Source organism: Streptomyces sp. NPDC040410 (assembly GCF_055595715.1).
This window is the reverse complement of the sequence record NZ_JBVIVK010000003.1, coordinates 400393-416801: the sequence shown is the minus strand read 5'-3', so window position 1 is coordinate 416801 and position 16409 is coordinate 400393. Positions and strand designations below refer to the sequence as shown.

Here is a 16409-nt window from a genome sequence, read left to right as displayed (position 1 = left end):
GCCTCAGTCCACGGTGATCGAGTTCAGCATCTCCCGCAGATACACGTGCGAGTCGATCGCCTCGTATGTCACCCGCCCCACCGGCGCCGGTACGGACTCGACGAGCGTGCCGGGAGTGCACTCGCCGAAGTAGACGAGGGACATCAGCTCCTCGGCGGGAACGTCGGCGGGCGGCGGCAGCACCCGGTGCCGCCCCGACCGCCAGCGGTCCCCGGTCCAACGGGCCATCAGGTCACCGATGTTGATGGTGAAGGCCGCCGGGTCGTAGGGCGCGTCCTCCCACCCTCCCTCATCCGTGAAGACCTGCAACCCGCCCTTGCCGGCCTGCCGGTCGAGGATCGTCACCGTCCCGAAGTCGGTGTGCGGGCCGATCCGGAACTGCCCCGGCTGCGGCTCGCCGATGACGTCCGTGCCCGGATACCAGTTGATGTTGAAGCCGAACGTCGGGTGGTCCATGTGCCGGGTGAAGAAGCCGGGTTCGAGCCCCAGGGCCTCGCCGAGAAGAGCGAGGAGGTGGTTCTCCAGCTCGGCCATCTTCCCCAGGTACTCCTCGCAGAGCCGCTGGAGTTCCGGAACCTCCGCCGGCCAGACGTTCGGCGCGTACCACTCCGCGTTGATCACCGGGTCCTCGAAGGGCTTGTGCGTCGCGAACGTCAGCGACTCCTTCAGGTCCGGCGGGGTCTGCGTCCCTTCCGAGTACCCGTTGGCCTCGGCACCGGGGGCGAGCCAGCCGCGGCCGCCGACCTTCGCGGCGTACGGCTGCTTGACGCCGACGGGGAGGGTGAAGAACCTTCGGGCGGCCTCCCGGATGCGCTCGCGGAGGGACGGGTCCACGCCGTGCCCGGTGACCAGGAGGAACCCGGCGGTCTGGAGGGCCTCGTCGACGGTACGGGCGATGTCCTTGCGGGCCGGGCCGTCACCGTCCACCCAGGGCCTCAGGTCGATGGTGGGGATGGGGGTGTCACTCACCGATGTCCTCGTTCCACAATGCCGGGTTCTTCCCGATGAAGTCGCGCATCATCTCGACGCACTCGGGATCGTCGATCAGCACGATCTCCACTCCGTGCGCCGCCAGCCAGTCGTGCCCGCCGTGGAAGGTGGCCGCCTCCCCTACGACCACGCGCGAGATACCGAACTGGCGGACCAGACCGCTGCAGTACCAGCACGGCGAAAGGGTGGTGACCATGGTCGTCCCGCGGTACGACCGCTGCCGTCCCGCCGCCCGGAAGGCCGCCGTCTCCGCGTGCGTGGAGGGGTCGTCGTCCTGGACGCGCCGGTTGTGGCCGCGGCCGAGGAGGGTGCCGTCGGATCCGTAGAGGGCCGCGCCGACGGGGATGCCGCCCTCGGCGAGCCCGGTGCGGGCCTCCGCGACGGCGGTGGCGAGCCACGTGCGTGCCTGTGCCTGGTCGATGCGCTGCATGCCTCCCACTCTGGGGTGGCCGGAACACGAGGGCAACGTGGAGAAGGCACTCTCCCGGCACGCCGCGGCCGTTCCGTGGGGCCGCCGATCCGGGTCAGCACAGGGTCATTTGGCTCGGGCCGTTGAGGGGGCCGGGCACAGCACCGTCTTCGGGCAAGCAGCCCACGGCGCACCCGGGTATCGGCCGGTGCAGACGTGCCGACTCCCGGTACACCGCCGCCGCCGACTGCGCAGCCGAACTCGACGCCCTGCCCGACAACGCCTCGCGCGCCGCTGAGCCGGCCCGGCGTGCTGGTGATGCGAGCGCGTGCCGTGCCGACGTGAGCGTGCCGGCCGCTCCTCGTTCGGCGACGATCGACGCCGGCGCCTCCTCCGTCAGTTCGATGATCTGCCGGGCGTACGGCAGCAGCCGCTCGCCCGCGTCGGTCGCACGGATGCGGCTGCCGAGCCGGTCGAAGAGCCCCGTGCCCGCGAGGACTCCAGGGCGCGGGTCTGGCCGGTCACGCTGGACTGCGCGTATTTCAGCTCCGCCGCGGCCTGGGTGAAGCGCAGGACGGTGGCGGCTTTCTCGAAGGTGACGAGCAGCCGCAGCTCCCTCAGCCGGCCTTCGGGTCCTCGCCGTTCTCCTTGCGCCGCAGCTCCTCTTCGCGGCGGCGCAGGTCGGCCTCCCAGTCCTTGAGGAGGGCCTCGTCCTTCTCGTTGTCTTCCCTGAGGGACTTGAGGAACTCGGGGTTGTCGTCGGGCGCGACGTACTCGGCGCGGCGGTCGCGGTGACCCGATGAGAAGGGTGAAGACGTGGAGCCGCTCGCGGGGGCGTGGCGCACCTTGCCGGCGACCAGCCAGGCGATGGGGCCGACCAGCACCTCGCCGAAGAGCAGGATGATGATCACCCACACCACCTTCGGCAGCCCGCGCACCTCCTCCTCGGGGGTGTTCAGGCAGTCGATGAAGGCGTAGATCCACAGCGCCAGGACCAGCAGGAAGGGCAGATACCGGAGCATGGTGGCGGGTTCCCCCAGGAGAAGAACGACGGGGCGCGGGACGGCCCCGGTGACGGGGTCAGGGTAGCGGGTGGCAGATACTGGAGCGCATGGCTTACGACGATCTTCGCTCGCTGCTCAGGGCCCTGGAACGCGAGGGCGACCTCAAGCGCGTCAAGGCCGAGGTCGACCCGTATCTGGAGGTCGGGGAGATCGTCGACCGGGTCCAGAAGTCCGGCGGGCCCGCGCTGCTCTTCGAGAACGTGAAGGGCTCGGCGATGCCCCTCGCGATGAACGTGTTCGGGACCGACCGCCGGCTGCTGAAGTCCCTCGGCCTCACGTCGTACGGCGAGATCTCCGAGAAGATCGGCGGACTGCTGCGGCCGGAGCTGCCGCACGGGTTCGTCGGCGTGCGCGAGGCGTTCGGGAAGCTCGGCGCGATGACGCACGTCCCGCCGAAGAAGGTGAAGGACGCCCCGGTGCAGGAGGTCGTCCTGCAGGGGGACGACGTCGACCTCGACAGGCTGCCCGCGCTGTTCACCTGGCCGAAGGACGGCGGCTCCTTCTTCAACCTGGGGCTCACCCACACCAAGGACCCGGAGAGCGGCGTCCGCAACCTCGGGCTGTACCGCCTCCAGCGCCACGACAAGCGCACCATCGGCATGCACTGGCAGATCCACAAGGACAGCCGCAACCACTACCAGGTGGCGGCGAGAAGGGGAGAGCGCCTCCCGGTCGCGATCGCCTTCGGGTGTCCGCCCGCCGTGACCTACGCGTCCACCGCGCCCCTCCCCGGCGACATCGACGAGTACCTGTTCGCCGGGTTCATCGCGGGCAAGCGCATCGAGATGGTCGACTGCAAGACCGTGCCGCTGCAGGTGCCTGCGCAGGCGGAGGTCGTCCTGGAGGGCTGGCTGGAGCCCGGCGAGATGCTCCCGGAGGGCCCCTTCGGCGACCACACCGGCTTCTACACGCCGCAGGAGCCCTTCCCGGCCCTGACGATCGACTGCGTGACGATGCGCAGGCGGCCGCTGCTTCAGTCGATCGTCGTAGGGCGGCCCCCGACCGAGGACGGACCGCTGGGCCGTGCGACCGAGCGTTTCTTCCTCCCTCTGCTGAAGATCATCGTGCCGGACATCGTGGACTACCACCTGCCGGAGTCCGGCGGCTTCCACAACTGCGCGATCGTCTCGATCGACAAGAAGTACCCCAAGCACGCCCAGAAGGTGATGCACGCGATCTGGGGGGCGCACATGATGTCCCTGACCAAGCTGATCGTGGTCGTCGACTCCGACTGCGACGTGCACGATCTGCACGAGGTCGCCTGGCGGGCCCTCGGCAACACGGACTACGCCCGCGACCTCTCGGTCGTGGAGGGCCCGGTCGACCACCTCGACCACGCCTCCTACCAGCAGTTCTGGGGCGGCAAGGCGGGGATCGACGCGACGAGGAAGTGGCCCGAGGAGGGTTACACCCGGGACGGCGGCTGGCCCGACATGGTGCTGTCCGACCCGGAGACGGCGGCGAAGGTCGACCGCCGGTGGAAGGAGTACGGCCTGTGAGCAGCGCGTCAGCCGCTCTCCCGCAACCGGGACGGACCAGGGCGTTCCTGCGCCTGGTGATGATCGAGCACTCCGTCTTCGCCCTGCCCTTCGCGTACATCGCCGCGCTCACCGCGATGTTCCAGTGGGACAGGAACATCCACTGGGGCCGGCTGCTGCTGGTCACCGTCTGCATGGTGGGCCTGCGTACCTTCGCGATGGCGGTCAACCGGATCATCGACCGCGAGATCGACGCCCGTAACCCCCGGACGGCGCACCGCGAGCTGGTCACCGGCGCGATGACGGTGCGGCACGCCTGGACGGGCGCCCTGGTCGCCCTGGTGGTCTTCCTCGCCGCCGCGGCCCTGCTCAACCCGCTGTGCCTCGCCCTCGCCCCCATCGCGGTGATCCCGATGGTGGTGTACCCGTACGGCAAGCGGTTCACGAACTTCCCGCAGGCCATCCTGGGGCTCGCCCAGGCGATGGGCCCGGTCGGCGGCTGGCTGGCGATCAGCGGCGAGTGGTCCTGGGACGCGGTGATCCTCGGTCTGGCGGTCGGCATCTGGATCGGCGGCTTCGACCTGATCTACGCCTGCCAGGACGTCGAGACCGACCGCGAGACCGGCGTCATGTCGGTCCCGGCGCGCTTCGGCATCCCGGCGGCGATCTGGGGCGCGCGGGTCTGCCACGCCGTGACGACGGCGCTGTTCGTCTGGTACGCGGAGGTGACCGGTGCGGGGGCCTTCTTCTGGTTCGGCCTGGTGATCGTCGCGGGCGCGTTCGTCTACGAGCACAACGTCGTGCGCCCGCACGACCTGTCCCGCCTCAACAGGGCGTTCTTCAGCGTCAACGGGTTCATCGGGATCGCCCTGTTCGCGTGCGCGCTGCTGGATCTGCTGGTCCGCGGGCTCACCGTGTGAGCGCCGCTGCCGGGGCTGGCCGGCGGCGGAACACGAACGCCGCCGCCACGCCTGCCACCAGTCCGACCAGATGCCCTTGCCAGCTGACGCCGGTCTGGGTCGGGGCGATGCCCGCGAGTATCGAGCCGCCCCATACCGCGCCGATCAGGAGGCCGACCAGGACACCGAGTGGGCGGCGTTCCACGAAGCCGCCGACCAGCAAGTAGCCGAAGAGGCCGAAGATCAGGCCGGAGGCGCCGGCCGTGTTGGTGCCGGGAGGGGAGATCAGCCAGACGCCCAGGCCGTCGGCGACGACGATCAGGGCGCAGACCGCGGCGAAGCGGCGTATGCCGCCGAGGGCCGCGAGGAAGCCGAGGACCAGTAGCGGCAGCGTGTTGGCGGCGACATGGGCGAAGCCGAAGTGGATGAACGCGGCCGGGACGACGTCCACCAGCTCGGAAGGGGTTCGCGGGATGATGCCGAAGCCGTCCAGGGCGTGGCCGGTCACCACGTCGACCGCTTCCAGGAGCCACAGCAGCGCCACCCAGCCCAGCATGAGCTTGGCCGCGGCCTTCGCCCGGTGGCTCCTCGACCACTCCAACTGTGCACCTGACACGGCAACCCCACTCACTCGTCCCCTCCGGGGAACGCAGGGCACCCCCGGCCGGTTCCCGGCCCGCGTCGGCCACCGTTCCCGGCCCCCGTCGGGCCGTTCCCTGCCCCCTCGGCCCGCTCGCGGCCCCCTTGGCCCGGTCCCATCCCGTCGCGCCGGATAGGCTCGGTGTCGTGAACCCAGTCAAGCCAGGAGAGGCGCCCCGTACGCCTTGGATCGTAGGGGTGTCCGGAGCGTCCGGCACCCCATACGCGGCCGCCGTGCTGCGTGCGCTCCTGGACGCCGGTGAGAGCGTCGACCTCGTGGTGTCCCGGGCCTCCCGGCTCACCCTCCTCGACGAGACCGGCATCTCCTTCCGGGACGCGCACTGGCAGGACGACCTGTGGGAATGGCTGTCCAGGGGGGCCGACGGCAAGCCCGGCGGCTTCGACGTCGACCTCACCGGCGTACGGCACTGGGGTGCCGGGGACCTGGCTGCGGGACCGTCCTCGGGGTCGTACCCCTCGAAAGGGATGCTGATCGTGCCGGCGTCGACGGCCTGTGTCGCCGGAGTCGCACTGGGGCTGTCGAAGGACCTGCTGCAGCGGGCCGCGAGCGTCACCCTCAAGGAGCGGCGCAGGCTCGTCGTGGCCGTCAGGGAGACCCCGCTGAACGGGCAGACGCTGCGGCACCTGGTCACTCTCGACGACGCGGGCGCGAGCGTCGTACCGGCCTCGCCCGGCTTCTACGCGGGGGCGACGCACATCCAGGACCTCGTGGACTTCGTCGCCGGACGGGTCCTCGACGCCGCGGGCGTCGAGCACCGGCTGTACCGCCGCTGGGCGGGCGAACTGGGCGGCACCCGCTCCGAGCGCTCCGAGTGAGCATCACGCAACACCAACCTCCGGAACTCTTCAGACCTCTTCAGTGGAAGGCTTCGATCGCATGGACGCGGTGGACAGGCAGCTCATCCAGGCCCTGAGAGAGAACGGCCGGGCCTCGTACGCGGAGCTGGGGCGCCTCGTCGGCCTGTCGGGACCCAGCGTCACCGACCGCATCAACCGGCTGGAGGCGGCCGGTGTCATCACCGGCTACCGCGCCACCGTCGACGCCGCCTCCCTGGGCCTCGGCGTCACGGCCCTGATCGGCATCTCGCTCTCCGACGCCGTCGACCACGAGGACGTGGCCCGCCGGCTGAAGGACCTCACCGAGATCGAGGACTGCTGGTTCATCGCCGGCGACGACTCGTACATGCTCAAGGTGCGGGCGGCGGACGTGGACGGGCTGGAGAAGATCATCCGGCGGCTCAGCGGTACCAAGGGGGTGTCCCGGACGCGTACCACGATCGTGCTGTCCACCAAGTGGGAGAACCGGGTCGGGGAGCTTCCCGAAGAGGCGTAGACGTACGGTGGGGAAGTCGTCGGAGAAAGGTGTGGGCATGGACGTCGGGCTCAAGCGCGAACTGGAGGAGAAGGTCGGGGCTGGTGAGCGGCTGACCCGCGAGGACGGCATCGCGCTGTACGAGTCGGACGACCTGGCCTGGCTCGGCGGCCTCGCGCACGAGGTGCGGACGCGCAAGAACGGCGACGTCGTGCACTTCAACGTCAACCGTCACCTCAACATGACGAACGTGTGCACCGCGTCCTGCGCCTACTGCTCCTTCCAGCGCAAGCCGGGCGAGAAGGACGCGTACACGATGCGCATCGAGGAGGCGGTCAAGCTCGCCAAGGCGATGGAGAGCGAGAACCTCACCGAACTGCACATCGTCAACGGGCTGCACCCGAACCTCCCGTGGCGCTACTACCCGCGTTCGCTGCGCGAGCTGAAGGCCGCCCTGCCGGACGTCTCGCTGAAGGCCTTCACCGCCACCGAGATCCACCACTTCGAGACCATCTCGGGGCTGACCGCCTCCGAGATCCTCGACGAACTCATCGACGCGGGCCTGGAGTCGCTCACCGGCGGCGGCGCGGAGATCTTCGACTGGGAGGTCCGGCAGCACATCGTCGACCACCGCACCCACTGGGAGGACTGGTCGCGCATCCACCGCCTGGCGCACGAGAAGGGGCTCAGGACGCCGTGCACCATGCTGTACGGCCACATCGAGGAGCCCCGCCACCGCGTCGACCACGTACTGCGGCTGCGTGAGCTCCAGGACGAGACCAACGGCTTCCAGGTCTTCATCCCGCTGCGCTACCAGCACGACTTCGTGGACATGAAGGACGGCAAGGTACGCAACCGCCTTCAGGCACGCACGCAGATGGCGACCGGCGCGGAGGCCCTCAAGACCTTCGCCGTCTCCCGTCTCCTCTTCGACAACGTCCCGCACGTCAAGGTCTTCTGGGTCATGCACGGCGTCCAGACCGCCCAGCTCGCCCTCCAGCACGGCGCCGACGACATGGACGGCTCGGTCGTCGAGTACAAGATCACGCACGACGCCGACAACTACGGCACCCCGAACAAGCTGACCCGCGAGGACCTGCTCGACCTGATCCGCGACGCGGGCTTCCGGCCGGTGGAGCGCAACACGCGGTACGAGGTCATCCGCGAGTACGACGGCCCCGACCGGGCACTTCGGGAGTCCCCCCAGCCGATGCGGGTGTGAGTCCCGCGGGGCACGGGGGTACCCGTCGGGCGTGAGCCCCCGTACCACCGCCCCCGAGGACGCGTACACCGCGGAACCCTTCGTCCCCTCCCGCGGCGGCCTGGCCGCGCTGCGCGGCGCCGCCGCCGAGTGCCGGGGCTGCCCGCTGCACCGGGACGCCACGCGGACCGTCTTCGGGGAGGGTGCGGAGGACGCCCGTGTGATGCTCGTCGGGGAGCAGCCGGGCGACCAGGAGGACCGGCAGGGCAGGCCCTTCGTGGGACCGGCCGGCAAGCTGCTGGACCGGGCGCTGGCCGAGGCGGGCATCGACCCCGGCGAGGCGTACGTCACCAACGCCGTCAAGCACTTCAAGTTCACGCAGGCCGAGCCCCGCAAGCGCCGTATCCACAAGGCGCCCAACCTGCGGGAGATGAGCGCGTGCGGGCCGTGGCTCGCGGCCGAGCTGGCCCTCGTCGAACCGGAGCTGATCGTGGTGCTCGGGGCCACCGCGGGCAAGGCACTGCTCGGGTCGTCGTTCCGGGTCACACAGGAGCGCGGGGCGGTGCTGGAGCGGGAGATCCACGGGCGCCCGGAGCGGGTCGTGGCGACCGTGCATCCCTCCTCGGTGCTGCGGGCGGAGGACCAGGAAGGGGCGTACCTGGGGCTGGTCTCGGACCTGAAGGTTGCGGCGCGGGCGTTGTCGTAATAGATACAATGCACTGGTGTCCCTTACGTTCGCCCTCGACCCCGCTGTCACTCCCGACCTCCGCGACGGCGTCCTCGACCTGTGGGCCGACGTCACCAACGCCGGCGGTGCGGTCGGTTTTGTGCCGCCGGTGACGCGGGAGGCGATACGGCCGGAGCTGGTGCAGCACCTCGTGGCGATGGCGGAGGGCCGCATGCGGCTCCTCACCGGTCACGACAGGCGTGGCCGGGTGGCCGCGACCGCGTTCTTCGGCTTCAACACGCACCGGCTGATGACGCACTGGGTGTGGCTGTACACGGTGATGGTCCATCCGCGGCACCAGGGCAGGGGATACGGCCGGGACCTGCTGGCGGCCGCCTCGGACGCCGCCCGCACCTTCGACGGCATCGACGCGATACGGCTCACCTGCCGGGGCGGGCTGGGGCTGGAGCGGTTCTACGGCTCGTGCGGCTACAAGGAGGTCGGCCGGGTGCCCGGTGCGATCCGGGTCGGGCCGGGCGACGACCGGGACGACGTGTTCATGCTGCTCCCCTTGCGGTGAGTGCCGGGAGTATCGGGCCGGGAGGGCCGGTAATGCCGGTATGCCGGTAATGACGGGAGTGCAGGGAAGTGCCCGCACCCCCCTGCAAGATCCGGCCGCTGACGTGTTTCACTGGACGGTGCCCCTTTGGGGCGTCGGGACCGTTCGACACGGAAGAGTGGATTGACATGCTCCGCTACACGCTGATGCGCCTCGGGATCTTCGCGGGCTGCCTCGTGGTCGTCTGGGGCCTCGTCTACTCCGGTGTCGTCCCGCGCGGCCTCGGCGACTCCAACGGCATGTGGATCATCCTGCTCGCGCTGGTGATCTCCGCCCCGATCAGCTTCGTGGTGCTGCGCAAGGAGCGGGACCGGGCCTCCGCGAAGATCGTGCAGAAGGTGGACCGCGTCAAGGCCGGTCTGGACGCGAACCGCAGCCAGGAGGACGGCGCCGACGACCCGGGCCCGGTCCAGGGCCAGACCTCCTGACGTGGCCTTTTTAAGACCCTCTGCCGCCGTAGCCAACTAGGCTTCCGCCCATGGGTGCCGTGAAGACCAAACGGATGCCGCGCGCGGTCCGTGAGCAGCAGATGCTGGATGCCGCCGTGCGGACCTTCGGGCAGCGCGGGTACATGGCCGCCTCGATGGACGAGATCGCCGAACTCGCGGGCGTGTCCAAGCCGTTGGTGTACCTGTACCTGAACTCGAAGGAAGACCTCTTCACCGCCTGCATCCGCCGCGAGGCCCTGACCCTCGTCGAGGCCGTCCGCGCGGGTGTCCGCTCCGAGCTGCCCGCCGACCGCCAACTCTGGGAAGGGCTGCGGGCGTTCTTCACGCACACCGCGCAGAACCCGGACGGCTGGTCGATCCTGCACCTCCAGGCCCGTACGCACGGCGAGCCGTTCGCCGCCGAGGTCACCGCGATGCGCGAGGAGATCGTCGCGTTCGTGACCAGGCTGATCGCCGTCGCCGCCCGGGAGGCACACCGGAATCCCGACCTGCCCGAGCGCGAGGTGGCCGGCCTCGCCGAGGCCCTGGTCGGCGCCGCGGAATCACTCGCCGCGTGGGCCAACGCGACCCCGGGTGTCACGGCCCGCCAGGCTGCGGCGACATCGATGAACTTCGCGTGGGCGGGCCTGGGGAACCTGATGGAGGGAAACCCGTGGTCCGCGCCGGACACGGCCCATGAGGTGAGCGGGTAGTCCATCTCTCACGCGGTGAGCCGGCTTCCGTGACCACGCGCGCCCCGGTCCCGCGGGGAAGCGGCCGGGCGCGGTGCCGGTGAAGCCCGGACGGCGGTCGGCCTCGTCCAACTCCCAGCGGTGAAAAGTACTGACTCCGGAGTAATGTCACCGGGGGTAACAGGGTGGGCCCCGGCTCCCCCGCGAGCACCCCCGAGGCTGCACAGCCCTGGCTCCGGACCATCCCGGAACCCGCACACGCCCCACACGCCAGGCCCGTACCATCCCCTGCTTAACCGGCGGTAGCCCCTCTTCTTCGGGGTCCACGGTGAACGCCTCGGTATGCGAGGTACGTACGTCTTGCAGCAGAGCAGTTCGTCGCTGCACGCCTCAGGAGCCGCCCGTGTCCACTCCGCTTCCCTCCTTCGCCGCCTCGGCCGCCTTCGACGACGCTCCTGGTCCCGTCCTCGTGGAGCCGGAGACCCGGCGCCTGGACGGGGCCGTCCGGGAGGCGTACGTGCCGCCGTTCGCGCCGCCGGTCAAGCACGGCTCACTCGCGGACCTGCCCTTCGACAACGCGAGCGCGGCACCGGACGCCGCGGTCCTCAGCCGCAAGGCGCGAGAAGGGCAATGGGCGGACGTGACGGCCACCCAGTTCGCCGGCCAGGTACACGCGCTCGCCAAGGGACTCATCGCCGAAGGCCTCATGCCGGGCGACCGCATCGCCGTCATGGCGCGCACGACGTACGAATGGACGCTGCTGGACTTCGCCGCCTGGGCCGCCGGCCTGGTGACGGTCCCCGTCTACCCGACCTCCTCCGTGCACCAGGTCCGCTGGATCCTCCAGGACTCCGGAGCGGTGGCCCTGGCGACGGAGACCACCGGACAGGCCGCGGCCCTCGGCCCGGAGCTCGACCGCCTCCCCGACCTGCGGCACATGTGGGTCATGGAGAAGGGCCACCTGGACCGGCTGGCGGAGCTCGGCGAGTCCGTGCAGGACCAGGAAGTCGCCGTACGACGCGGCATGTCGGGCCCCGACACCCTCGCCACCCTCATCTACACCTCGGGCACCACGGGCCGCCCCAAGGGCTGTGTGCTCACGCACGGGAACTTCTTCGCCGAGGTCGACAACGCGATCGAGCTCCTCTACCCGATCTTCAAGGCGAAGTCGGCGCACGAGGTCTCCGTCCTCCTCTTCCTCCCCATGTCGCACGTGTTCGGCCGCATGGTCGCCATCGCCTGCGTCCGCGCCCGCGTACGGTTCGCTCACGCGCCGAGCCTGAAGGCCGAGGACCTCCTCCCCGCACTGGCGGGCTTCCGGCCCACATGTCTGCTGGCCATCCCGTACGTTTTGGAGAAGGTCTTCAACACCGCGCGCGCCAAGGCGGAGGCGGGCGGCCGGGCGTCGTCCTTCGACCGCGCGACGTCCGTGGCGATCCGCTACGGGGAGGCGGTGGAGGCCAGGCAGACGGGCGCGGGGAGCGGGCCTTCCCGGGCCCTGCGAACGGCCCGCACGTTCTACGACCCCCTCGTCTACCGCCGTATCCGCAACGCGATGGGCGGCCGCGTCCGGCACGCGATCTGCGGCGGCTCACCCCTGGGCCGCCGCCTCGCCGCCTTCTACGCCGGCGCGGGCATCGAGATCTACGAGGGCTACGGCCTGACCGAGACGACCGGTGCGGCGACGGTGACGCCTCCGCTCAAACCCCGCCTGGGCACGGTGGGTTGGCCGCTGCCCGGCACCAGGGTCCGTATAGCGGCGGACGGCGAGATCCTGCTCAGCGGCGACCAGGTGCTGCGCGGCTACTGGGACCCGGCGGCGGGCGGAGTGATCCCGGCCGCGCCCGACGGCTGGCTCGCCACGGGGGACCTCGGCAGCCTGGACGACGAGGGATACCTGACGATCACCGGCCGCAAGAAGGAGCTGCTGATCACGGCGGGCGGCAAGAGCGTTGCCCCGGCTCCCCTGGAGAACTGGCTCCGCTCCCACCCCCTCGTCTCCCAGTGCATCGTCCTGGGCGACAACCGCCCCTACGTCTCCGCCCTCATCACCCTCGACCCCGGCGGCATCAACCACTGGCGCCGGATGAACGGCAAGCATCCGGTGCCGGCAGAACTCCTGCTCAACGACGAGGAGTTGCTGAGCATCGTGCAGCGAGCCGTGGACGAGGCCAACCAACTGGTCTCCCGGCCGGAGTCGATCCGCCGGTTCGCGGTCCTGCCCGTCGACTTCACCGAGGAGGCGGGCCATCTGACGCCGTCGATGAAGCTGCGGCGGGAGGCCATCCTGCGGGACTTCGCGACGGAGGTGGAAGGGCTGTACGAGCGGTGAACCCGTGCGGCCACGGCACCCGTGAACGGACGGCTGGGGCTACTGGACGTGCGGGGTGGACTGGCCGTCCAGGAAAGCGGACCAGGCAGCGGGAGTGACGGTCACCTGGAGAGTGTCGGGGTTCTTGGAGTCGCGGATGTGGATGATGTCGGGGAAGGCGGCGACCTCCAGACATTCGCCGCCTTCGCCGTCGCTGTAGCTGGACTTGAACCAGTTGAGTTCCTGGCTGTTCACAGCTCCCCCAGCTTCTTCTCGATCAGGGCCCGGGTTTCCGTGGGCGGGAGGGCCATCGCCCGCATGATGCCATAGCGGTCCGCGATCTTCCGGACCTCCAGGAGGTCGGTGATCAGACGCGGATACCCCTGCACCTCCGTGTACGCCACCTGCGGGTGCTTCTGCGGTGTGAGCAGATTGAACGCGCCACCCATGTTCGGGTGGTCCTCGATGCACGTCGGCATCACCTGGATCTCCACGTTCCGCATACTGCCGATACGCAGCAACCGCCTCAACTGCCCTGCGCGCACGGCCTGACCGCCGATCGGCCGGTCCAGCAGCACTTCTTCCAGCACGTAGCTGCACAACGGGGCGGGCCACCTGTCGAAAACCTGCTGACGCGCCAGCCGGTCCGTCACGCGCCTGTCGATGGTCTCCTCGTCGAGCAGCGGCCGCCGGCGAGAGAACACCGCCCGTGCGTAGTCCTCGGTCTGCAACAGCCCCGGCACACCCTGGTTGGCGTAGAAGTGCAGCTCAACTGCCTCCGCCTCCAACGCCGCGTAGCTCCGATACCAGTCCGGATGCCGCGTCCGAACCCTCGACATCGCCTCCCGCACCTCGGGGACCGCTGCCGCCAACAAGCCCCCGGCGTCCAGCAACCCGTCCGCCTTCTCCAGCAACTCCGGCCGGGGAACCCGTACCCCCCGCTCCATGGCCGAGATCGCGTCGGGCCCGTATCCGACCAGCTCCCCGAACTCCCGCTGCGTCAGTCCTTTCCGTTCCCGCAGCAGCTTCAGTATCTTGCCCAGCGCGGTGAACAGCCCCGTCGTCCCCTCGGACTCCGCCGGTGTCTCCGGCCTCCGCTCGTCCGTCGTCATGTACGCCACCGCCTCACGTCCTCGTGGTCACGGCCGACGACCCGTACGCCGCACCCGACGCAGCCGTACAGCTACCCAGCGTCGCCAGGTCGCCCCTGGTCAGCGTAGATACAACCGGCCACGCTCGGTGATGTGAACGCCGAAATCTCCACCCGCGAGACCCCTGCCGCCGAGCTGGCCCAGCGTCTCAGCTCCACCCCGCGCGGCGCACGGCTGGCCCGGTACCTCACCGCGCAGCAGCTCGCCGCGTGGGGGCACCCGTACGACAGCGACGCGAACCGCACCGCACAGCAGGTGGTGGCCGAACTGGCCGCCAATGCCGTCACTCACGGCCGCGTCCCCGGACGCGACTTCGAGCTGCGCCTCCTGCTCTTCCCCGAGGCCGCCCTGCGTATCGAGGTGAGCGACGCCCGGGGCGACCGCCGGCTCCGCTTCGTCACGGCGGAGGACGGCGAGGCCGGTCGCGGCCTGCTCCTCGTATCGCTGCTCGCTCTCACCTGGGGTGTCTCCGAGCGGGAGGTCGGCAAGACGGTCTGGGCCGAACTCTTCCTCAAGGAGCCGGAGTCGTGCCGTGCCTTCGCATGGCGACGACCGTCTCCGCGAACGCCTGGGCCGGTGGACTGAGAGCGTCCCAGCGGCGGACCGCCCAGCCGACGGGCAGGGGGCGCAGGGCGGGTACGGGTACCAGGCGGAGGTTGCCGTCACCCGGGAGGGTCAGGCCCGGCAGTACGGGGACGACCGCCCGCCCCACCCCCAGCTCCGCCAGCAGCAGTGCCGTATCCCAGTCGGCGACGCTCGTGTCGTACGCGAAACGTATGCCCGACTCGGCGCAGGTCGCGTCGAGATGGGCGGCGGAGGCGGAGTTCGGGGGGAGGCGGATCAGCCGTATGTCGTGCAGGTCGCCGACATCGACGTATGGGCGGTCGCCGAGCGGGTCGTCGGGCCGTACCGCCAGGACCCACGGCAGTTCCACCACCGCCCGCTGCTCGATTCCCCGCACCGGCGGGCCGAGTGTGATCCAGGCGAGGTCGAGCGTGCCGTCGGCGAGGGCGTCGAAGCTCCCGCGGCCCGAACTCACGGTCCGGAACTCCAGGTTGACCTTGGGGTGGCGCCGGCGGTAGGCGACGACCGCGTCCGACATGAAGTGCCGTACGGTCGTCGCCCCGGTGGCCACGCGCACGAAGCCGCTCTCGCCGTCGACCAAGGCGCGCAGCCGGCGTATCGCCAGGTCGAGGCCGGAGATTCCCTCGGCGGCCGCCGCTTCCAGTACCCGCCCTGCCTGGGTCGGCAGGACTCCGCGCGGCTGCCGCTCCAGCAGCGCGACCCCCGTCTCCCGCTCCAGCCGCTTCACGTGCTGGCTCACCGCCGACTGCGTACAGCCCAGATCGCGCGCCACCGCGCTGAGGCTTTCGGCCCGGCACACGGCCACGAACACGCGCAGATCGTCGAGAGTCACAACACCCAAGCTAACACTTGGGTTTCGCGACAAAACCCAAGGATTGACTGGCCTCTGTCGTATCCACGACGATTTTCCGCAGGGCCCGGGCGGCAACCCGCTCCGCCCTCCGCCCGGGATCCGGACCCGGGACGGGGGTGGGGGAGGAGCGGGTGCCGACCCACCACTCCGGCCAACTCCGTCGTCCCCGGCGACCTCGGCACCAAGGGCGGCCTGAACACCGACGCCAGAGCGCGGGTGCTGCGGGCGGACGGCTCGGCGATCCCGGGCCTGTACGCCTCCGGGAAGGCCAGCGGGGCCGTGATGGGCCACAGTTACGCGGGCGCGGGTTCGACGATCGGTCCGGCGATGACGTTCGGGTACATCGCGGCCCGGGACATCGCGGGGGTGCTCTAGTGCCGCGTCACCAAGGTTTGCGCGACGGGGCGAACCTTGGCTGAGGCGGCACTAGACGGCGACCCGCTTGCGCGCGATCAGGAAGGCCTGCTGCGACGACTCCGCGGCGTCCGGTTCGCGTACCGTCCGAGAGACGAGCGCGAACCCCGCACCCTCCAACAGCCCGGCGATCCGCTCCGGCCGCCTGCGGCGGAAGGTGAGCGACACCGGGTGCCCCCAGGGTGAGTCGTGGTGCCGGTGCTCGTCGCCGGCCTGGAAAGCGACGAGCAGATGGCCGCCCGGCGCCAGGACCCGGTGGAACTCGCCGAAGAGGGCGGGCAGTCGGTCCCCAGGGGTGTGGATGGACGAGTAGTAGGAGACGACCCCCGCGAGCCCCCCGTCGGGCAGGTCCAGCTCCAGCATCGAGCCCCGCTCGAACCGCAGCCCCGGGTTCTCCCGCCGGGCGATCGCCAGCATGGACTCCGACAGATCGACCCCGAACACGGACAGCCCGAGCCCGGCGAGGTGTCCCGTGACCCGCCCGGGGCCGCAGCCCAGATCGGCCACGCTCCCGCCCTGCCCGACGAGTTCCGCGTACCCGGCGAGTATCGCCCGGTCCAGCGGCTGGGCGGCGAGCCCGTCGCGGAACTGGTCGGCGTAGTCCTCGGCGACGGTGTCGTAGAAGGTACGGGTACTGGTCACGAAGTCGGGGTCGGTCATGGTCGGGACCTTAGCG

The 16409-nt window shown here is 70.5% G+C and carries 19 protein-coding genes and 1 pseudogene; 12 read left to right on the top strand and 8 right to left on the bottom strand.

The window, feature by feature from the left end; all coding sequences use genetic code 11:
• Positions 1-3: 3 nt before the first annotated feature.
• The 3 genes from ACZ562_RS09305 to ACZ562_RS09295 all read right to left on the bottom strand — a co-directional run bounded on the left by ACZ562_RS09305 (position 4) and on the right by ACZ562_RS09295 (position 2421).
• Positions 4-969: an isopenicillin N synthase family dioxygenase gene (locus ACZ562_RS09305; RefSeq protein WP_471175520.1), complete on the bottom strand. Its 966-nt coding sequence runs from the start codon at positions 967-969 to the stop codon at positions 4-6.
• Positions 962-1420, bottom strand: coding sequence for a nucleoside deaminase (locus ACZ562_RS09300; RefSeq protein WP_471175518.1), 459 nt, complete (start codon positions 1418-1420; stop codon positions 962-964). The genes ACZ562_RS09305 and ACZ562_RS09300 overlap by 8 nt, the downstream gene beginning before the upstream one ends.
• Positions 1421-2016: 596 nt before the next feature.
• Positions 2017-2421 carry a PLD nuclease N-terminal domain-containing protein gene (locus ACZ562_RS09295; protein WP_471175516.1) on the bottom strand — a complete coding sequence of 135 codons (405 nt, stop codon included), beginning with the start codon at positions 2419-2421 and terminating at the stop codon, positions 2017-2019.
• A gap of 89 nt (positions 2422-2510) precedes the next feature.
• Between ACZ562_RS09295 and ACZ562_RS09290 the strand changes: the two genes are divergently transcribed.
• Both ACZ562_RS09290 and mqnP read left to right on the top strand, forming a co-directional pair.
• Positions 2511-3962, top strand: coding sequence for a menaquinone biosynthesis decarboxylase (locus ACZ562_RS09290; protein ID WP_471175514.1), 1452 nt, complete (start codon positions 2511-2513; stop codon positions 3960-3962).
• Positions 3959-4861: a menaquinone biosynthesis prenyltransferase MqnP gene (gene mqnP / locus ACZ562_RS09285; protein WP_471175512.1), complete on the top strand. Its 903-nt coding sequence runs from the start codon at positions 3959-3961 to the stop codon at positions 4859-4861. The genes ACZ562_RS09290 and mqnP overlap by 4 nt, the downstream gene beginning before the upstream one ends.
• On the opposite strand, the gene ACZ562_RS09280 is transcribed toward mqnP, so the two are convergent.
• The gene (locus ACZ562_RS09280) at positions 4851-5396 is read right to left on the bottom strand and encodes a rhomboid family intramembrane serine protease (protein WP_471175688.1); all 546 of its coding nucleotides are present in this window, start codon (positions 5394-5396) and stop codon (positions 4851-4853) included. The genes mqnP and ACZ562_RS09280 overlap by 11 nt on opposite strands.
• 230 nt (positions 5397-5626) lie before the next feature.
• Here ACZ562_RS09280 and ACZ562_RS09275 point away from each other — a divergent pair, with 230 nt between their 5' ends.
• The 8 genes from ACZ562_RS09275 to ACZ562_RS09240 all read left to right on the top strand — a co-directional run bounded on the left by ACZ562_RS09275 (position 5627) and on the right by ACZ562_RS09240 (position 12751).
• Positions 5627-6316, top strand: a complete 690-nt coding sequence (locus tag ACZ562_RS09275) for a UbiX family flavin prenyltransferase (RefSeq protein ID WP_471175510.1) — start codon at positions 5627-5629, stop codon at positions 6314-6316.
• Positions 6317-6377: 61 nt separating this feature from the next.
• The gene (locus tag ACZ562_RS09270; RefSeq protein ID WP_471175508.1) at positions 6378-6833 is read left to right on the top strand and encodes an Lrp/AsnC family transcriptional regulator; all 456 of its coding nucleotides are present in this window, start codon (positions 6378-6380) and stop codon (positions 6831-6833) included.
• 37 nt (positions 6834-6870) lie between these two features.
• Entirely contained in the window at positions 6871-8034 is a 1164-nt protein-coding gene (mqnE, locus tag ACZ562_RS09265) for an aminofutalosine synthase MqnE (RefSeq protein ID WP_471175506.1), read from the top strand.
• Positions 8035-8065: 31 nt separating this feature from the next.
• Positions 8066-8719 (top strand): UdgX family uracil-DNA binding protein, encoded by a 654-nt coding sequence (locus tag ACZ562_RS09260; protein WP_471175504.1) that lies wholly within the window; start codon positions 8066-8068, stop codon positions 8717-8719.
• 16 nt (positions 8720-8735) lie between these two features.
• Positions 8736-9260, top strand: coding sequence for a GNAT family N-acetyltransferase (locus ACZ562_RS09255; protein ID WP_471175502.1), 525 nt, complete (start codon positions 8736-8738; stop codon positions 9258-9260).
• Positions 9261-9427: 167 nt separating this feature from the next.
• The gene (locus ACZ562_RS09250) at positions 9428-9727 is read left to right on the top strand and encodes a DUF4229 domain-containing protein (RefSeq protein ID WP_471175500.1); all 300 of its coding nucleotides are present in this window, start codon (positions 9428-9430) and stop codon (positions 9725-9727) included.
• 50 nt (positions 9728-9777) lie between these two features.
• Positions 9778-10440, top strand: a complete 663-nt coding sequence (locus tag ACZ562_RS09245) for a TetR/AcrR family transcriptional regulator (protein WP_471175498.1) — start codon at positions 9778-9780, stop codon at positions 10438-10440.
• 382 nt (positions 10441-10822) lie between these two features.
• Positions 10823-12751 (top strand): AMP-dependent synthetase/ligase, encoded by a 1929-nt coding sequence (locus tag ACZ562_RS09240; RefSeq protein ID WP_471175496.1) that lies wholly within the window; start codon positions 10823-10825, stop codon positions 12749-12751.
• A 39-nt stretch (positions 12752-12790) separates the two neighbouring features.
• Here the strand turns inward: ACZ562_RS09240 and ACZ562_RS09235 are convergent, their stop codons facing one another.
• Both ACZ562_RS09235 and ACZ562_RS09230 read right to left on the bottom strand, forming a co-directional pair.
• On the bottom strand, positions 12791-12985 hold the full coding sequence (locus ACZ562_RS09235; protein WP_471175494.1) for a DUF397 domain-containing protein: 195 nt from the start codon (positions 12983-12985) through the stop codon (positions 12791-12793).
• A complete protein-coding gene (locus tag ACZ562_RS09230; RefSeq protein WP_471175686.1) occupies positions 12982-13842 on the bottom strand; it encodes a helix-turn-helix domain-containing protein in 861 nt (286 codons plus the stop codon). The genes ACZ562_RS09235 and ACZ562_RS09230 overlap by 4 nt, the downstream gene beginning before the upstream one ends.
• A gap of 132 nt (positions 13843-13974) precedes the next feature.
• Between ACZ562_RS09230 and ACZ562_RS09225 the strand changes: the two genes are divergently transcribed.
• Entirely contained in the window at positions 13975-14466 is a 492-nt protein-coding gene (locus ACZ562_RS09225) for an ATP-binding protein (RefSeq protein WP_471175492.1), read from the top strand.
• On the opposite strand, the gene ACZ562_RS09220 is transcribed toward ACZ562_RS09225, so the two are convergent.
• Positions 14393-15298, bottom strand: coding sequence for a LysR family transcriptional regulator (locus ACZ562_RS09220; protein ID WP_471175490.1), 906 nt, complete (start codon positions 15296-15298; stop codon positions 14393-14395). The two genes, ACZ562_RS09225 and ACZ562_RS09220, sit on opposite strands and share 74 nt — an antisense overlap.
• A 177-nt stretch (positions 15299-15475) precedes the next feature.
• Here ACZ562_RS09220 and ACZ562_RS09215 point away from each other — a divergent pair.
• Positions 15476-15694: pseudogene (locus ACZ562_RS09215) on the top strand (FAD-binding protein); the annotation flags it as partial.
• A gap of 51 nt (positions 15695-15745) precedes the next feature.
• Here ACZ562_RS09215 and ACZ562_RS09210 read toward each other — a convergent pair.
• Entirely contained in the window at positions 15746-16393 is a 648-nt protein-coding gene (locus ACZ562_RS09210) for a class I SAM-dependent DNA methyltransferase (protein WP_471175488.1), read from the bottom strand.
• Positions 16394-16409: the final 16 nt, after the last annotated feature.

Excerpts from the sequence above, each read along its gene's own strand:
- ACZ562_RS09300 (WP_471175518.1), bottom strand. The coding sequence starts at position 1,420 with ATGCAGCGCATCGACCAGGCACAGGCACGCACGTGGCTCGCCACCGCC.
- ACZ562_RS09295 (WP_471175516.1), bottom strand. The coding sequence starts at position 2,421 with ATGCTCCGGTATCTGCCCTTCCTGCTGGTCCTGGCGCTGTGGATCTAC.
- ACZ562_RS09290 (WP_471175514.1), top strand. The coding sequence starts at position 2,511 with ATGGCTTACGACGATCTTCGCTCGCTGCTCAGGGCCCTGGAACGCGAG.
- ACZ562_RS09280 (WP_471175688.1), bottom strand. The coding sequence starts at position 5,396 with ATGCTGGGCTGGGTGGCGCTGCTGTGGCTCCTGGAAGCGGTCGACGTG.
- ACZ562_RS09270 (WP_471175508.1), top strand. The coding sequence starts at position 6,378 with ATGGACGCGGTGGACAGGCAGCTCATCCAGGCCCTGAGAGAGAACGGC.
- mqnE (WP_471175506.1), top strand. The coding sequence starts at position 6,871 with ATGGACGTCGGGCTCAAGCGCGAACTGGAGGAGAAGGTCGGGGCTGGT.
- ACZ562_RS09250 (WP_471175500.1), top strand. The coding sequence starts at position 9,428 with ATGCTCCGCTACACGCTGATGCGCCTCGGGATCTTCGCGGGCTGCCTC.
- ACZ562_RS09245 (WP_471175498.1), top strand. The coding sequence starts at position 9,778 with ATGGGTGCCGTGAAGACCAAACGGATGCCGCGCGCGGTCCGTGAGCAG.
- ACZ562_RS09230 (WP_471175686.1), bottom strand. The coding sequence starts at position 13,842 with ATGACGACGGACGAGCGGAGGCCGGAGACACCGGCGGAGTCCGAGGGG.
- ACZ562_RS09210 (WP_471175488.1), bottom strand. The coding sequence starts at position 16,393 with ATGACCGACCCCGACTTCGTGACCAGTACCCGTACCTTCTACGACACC.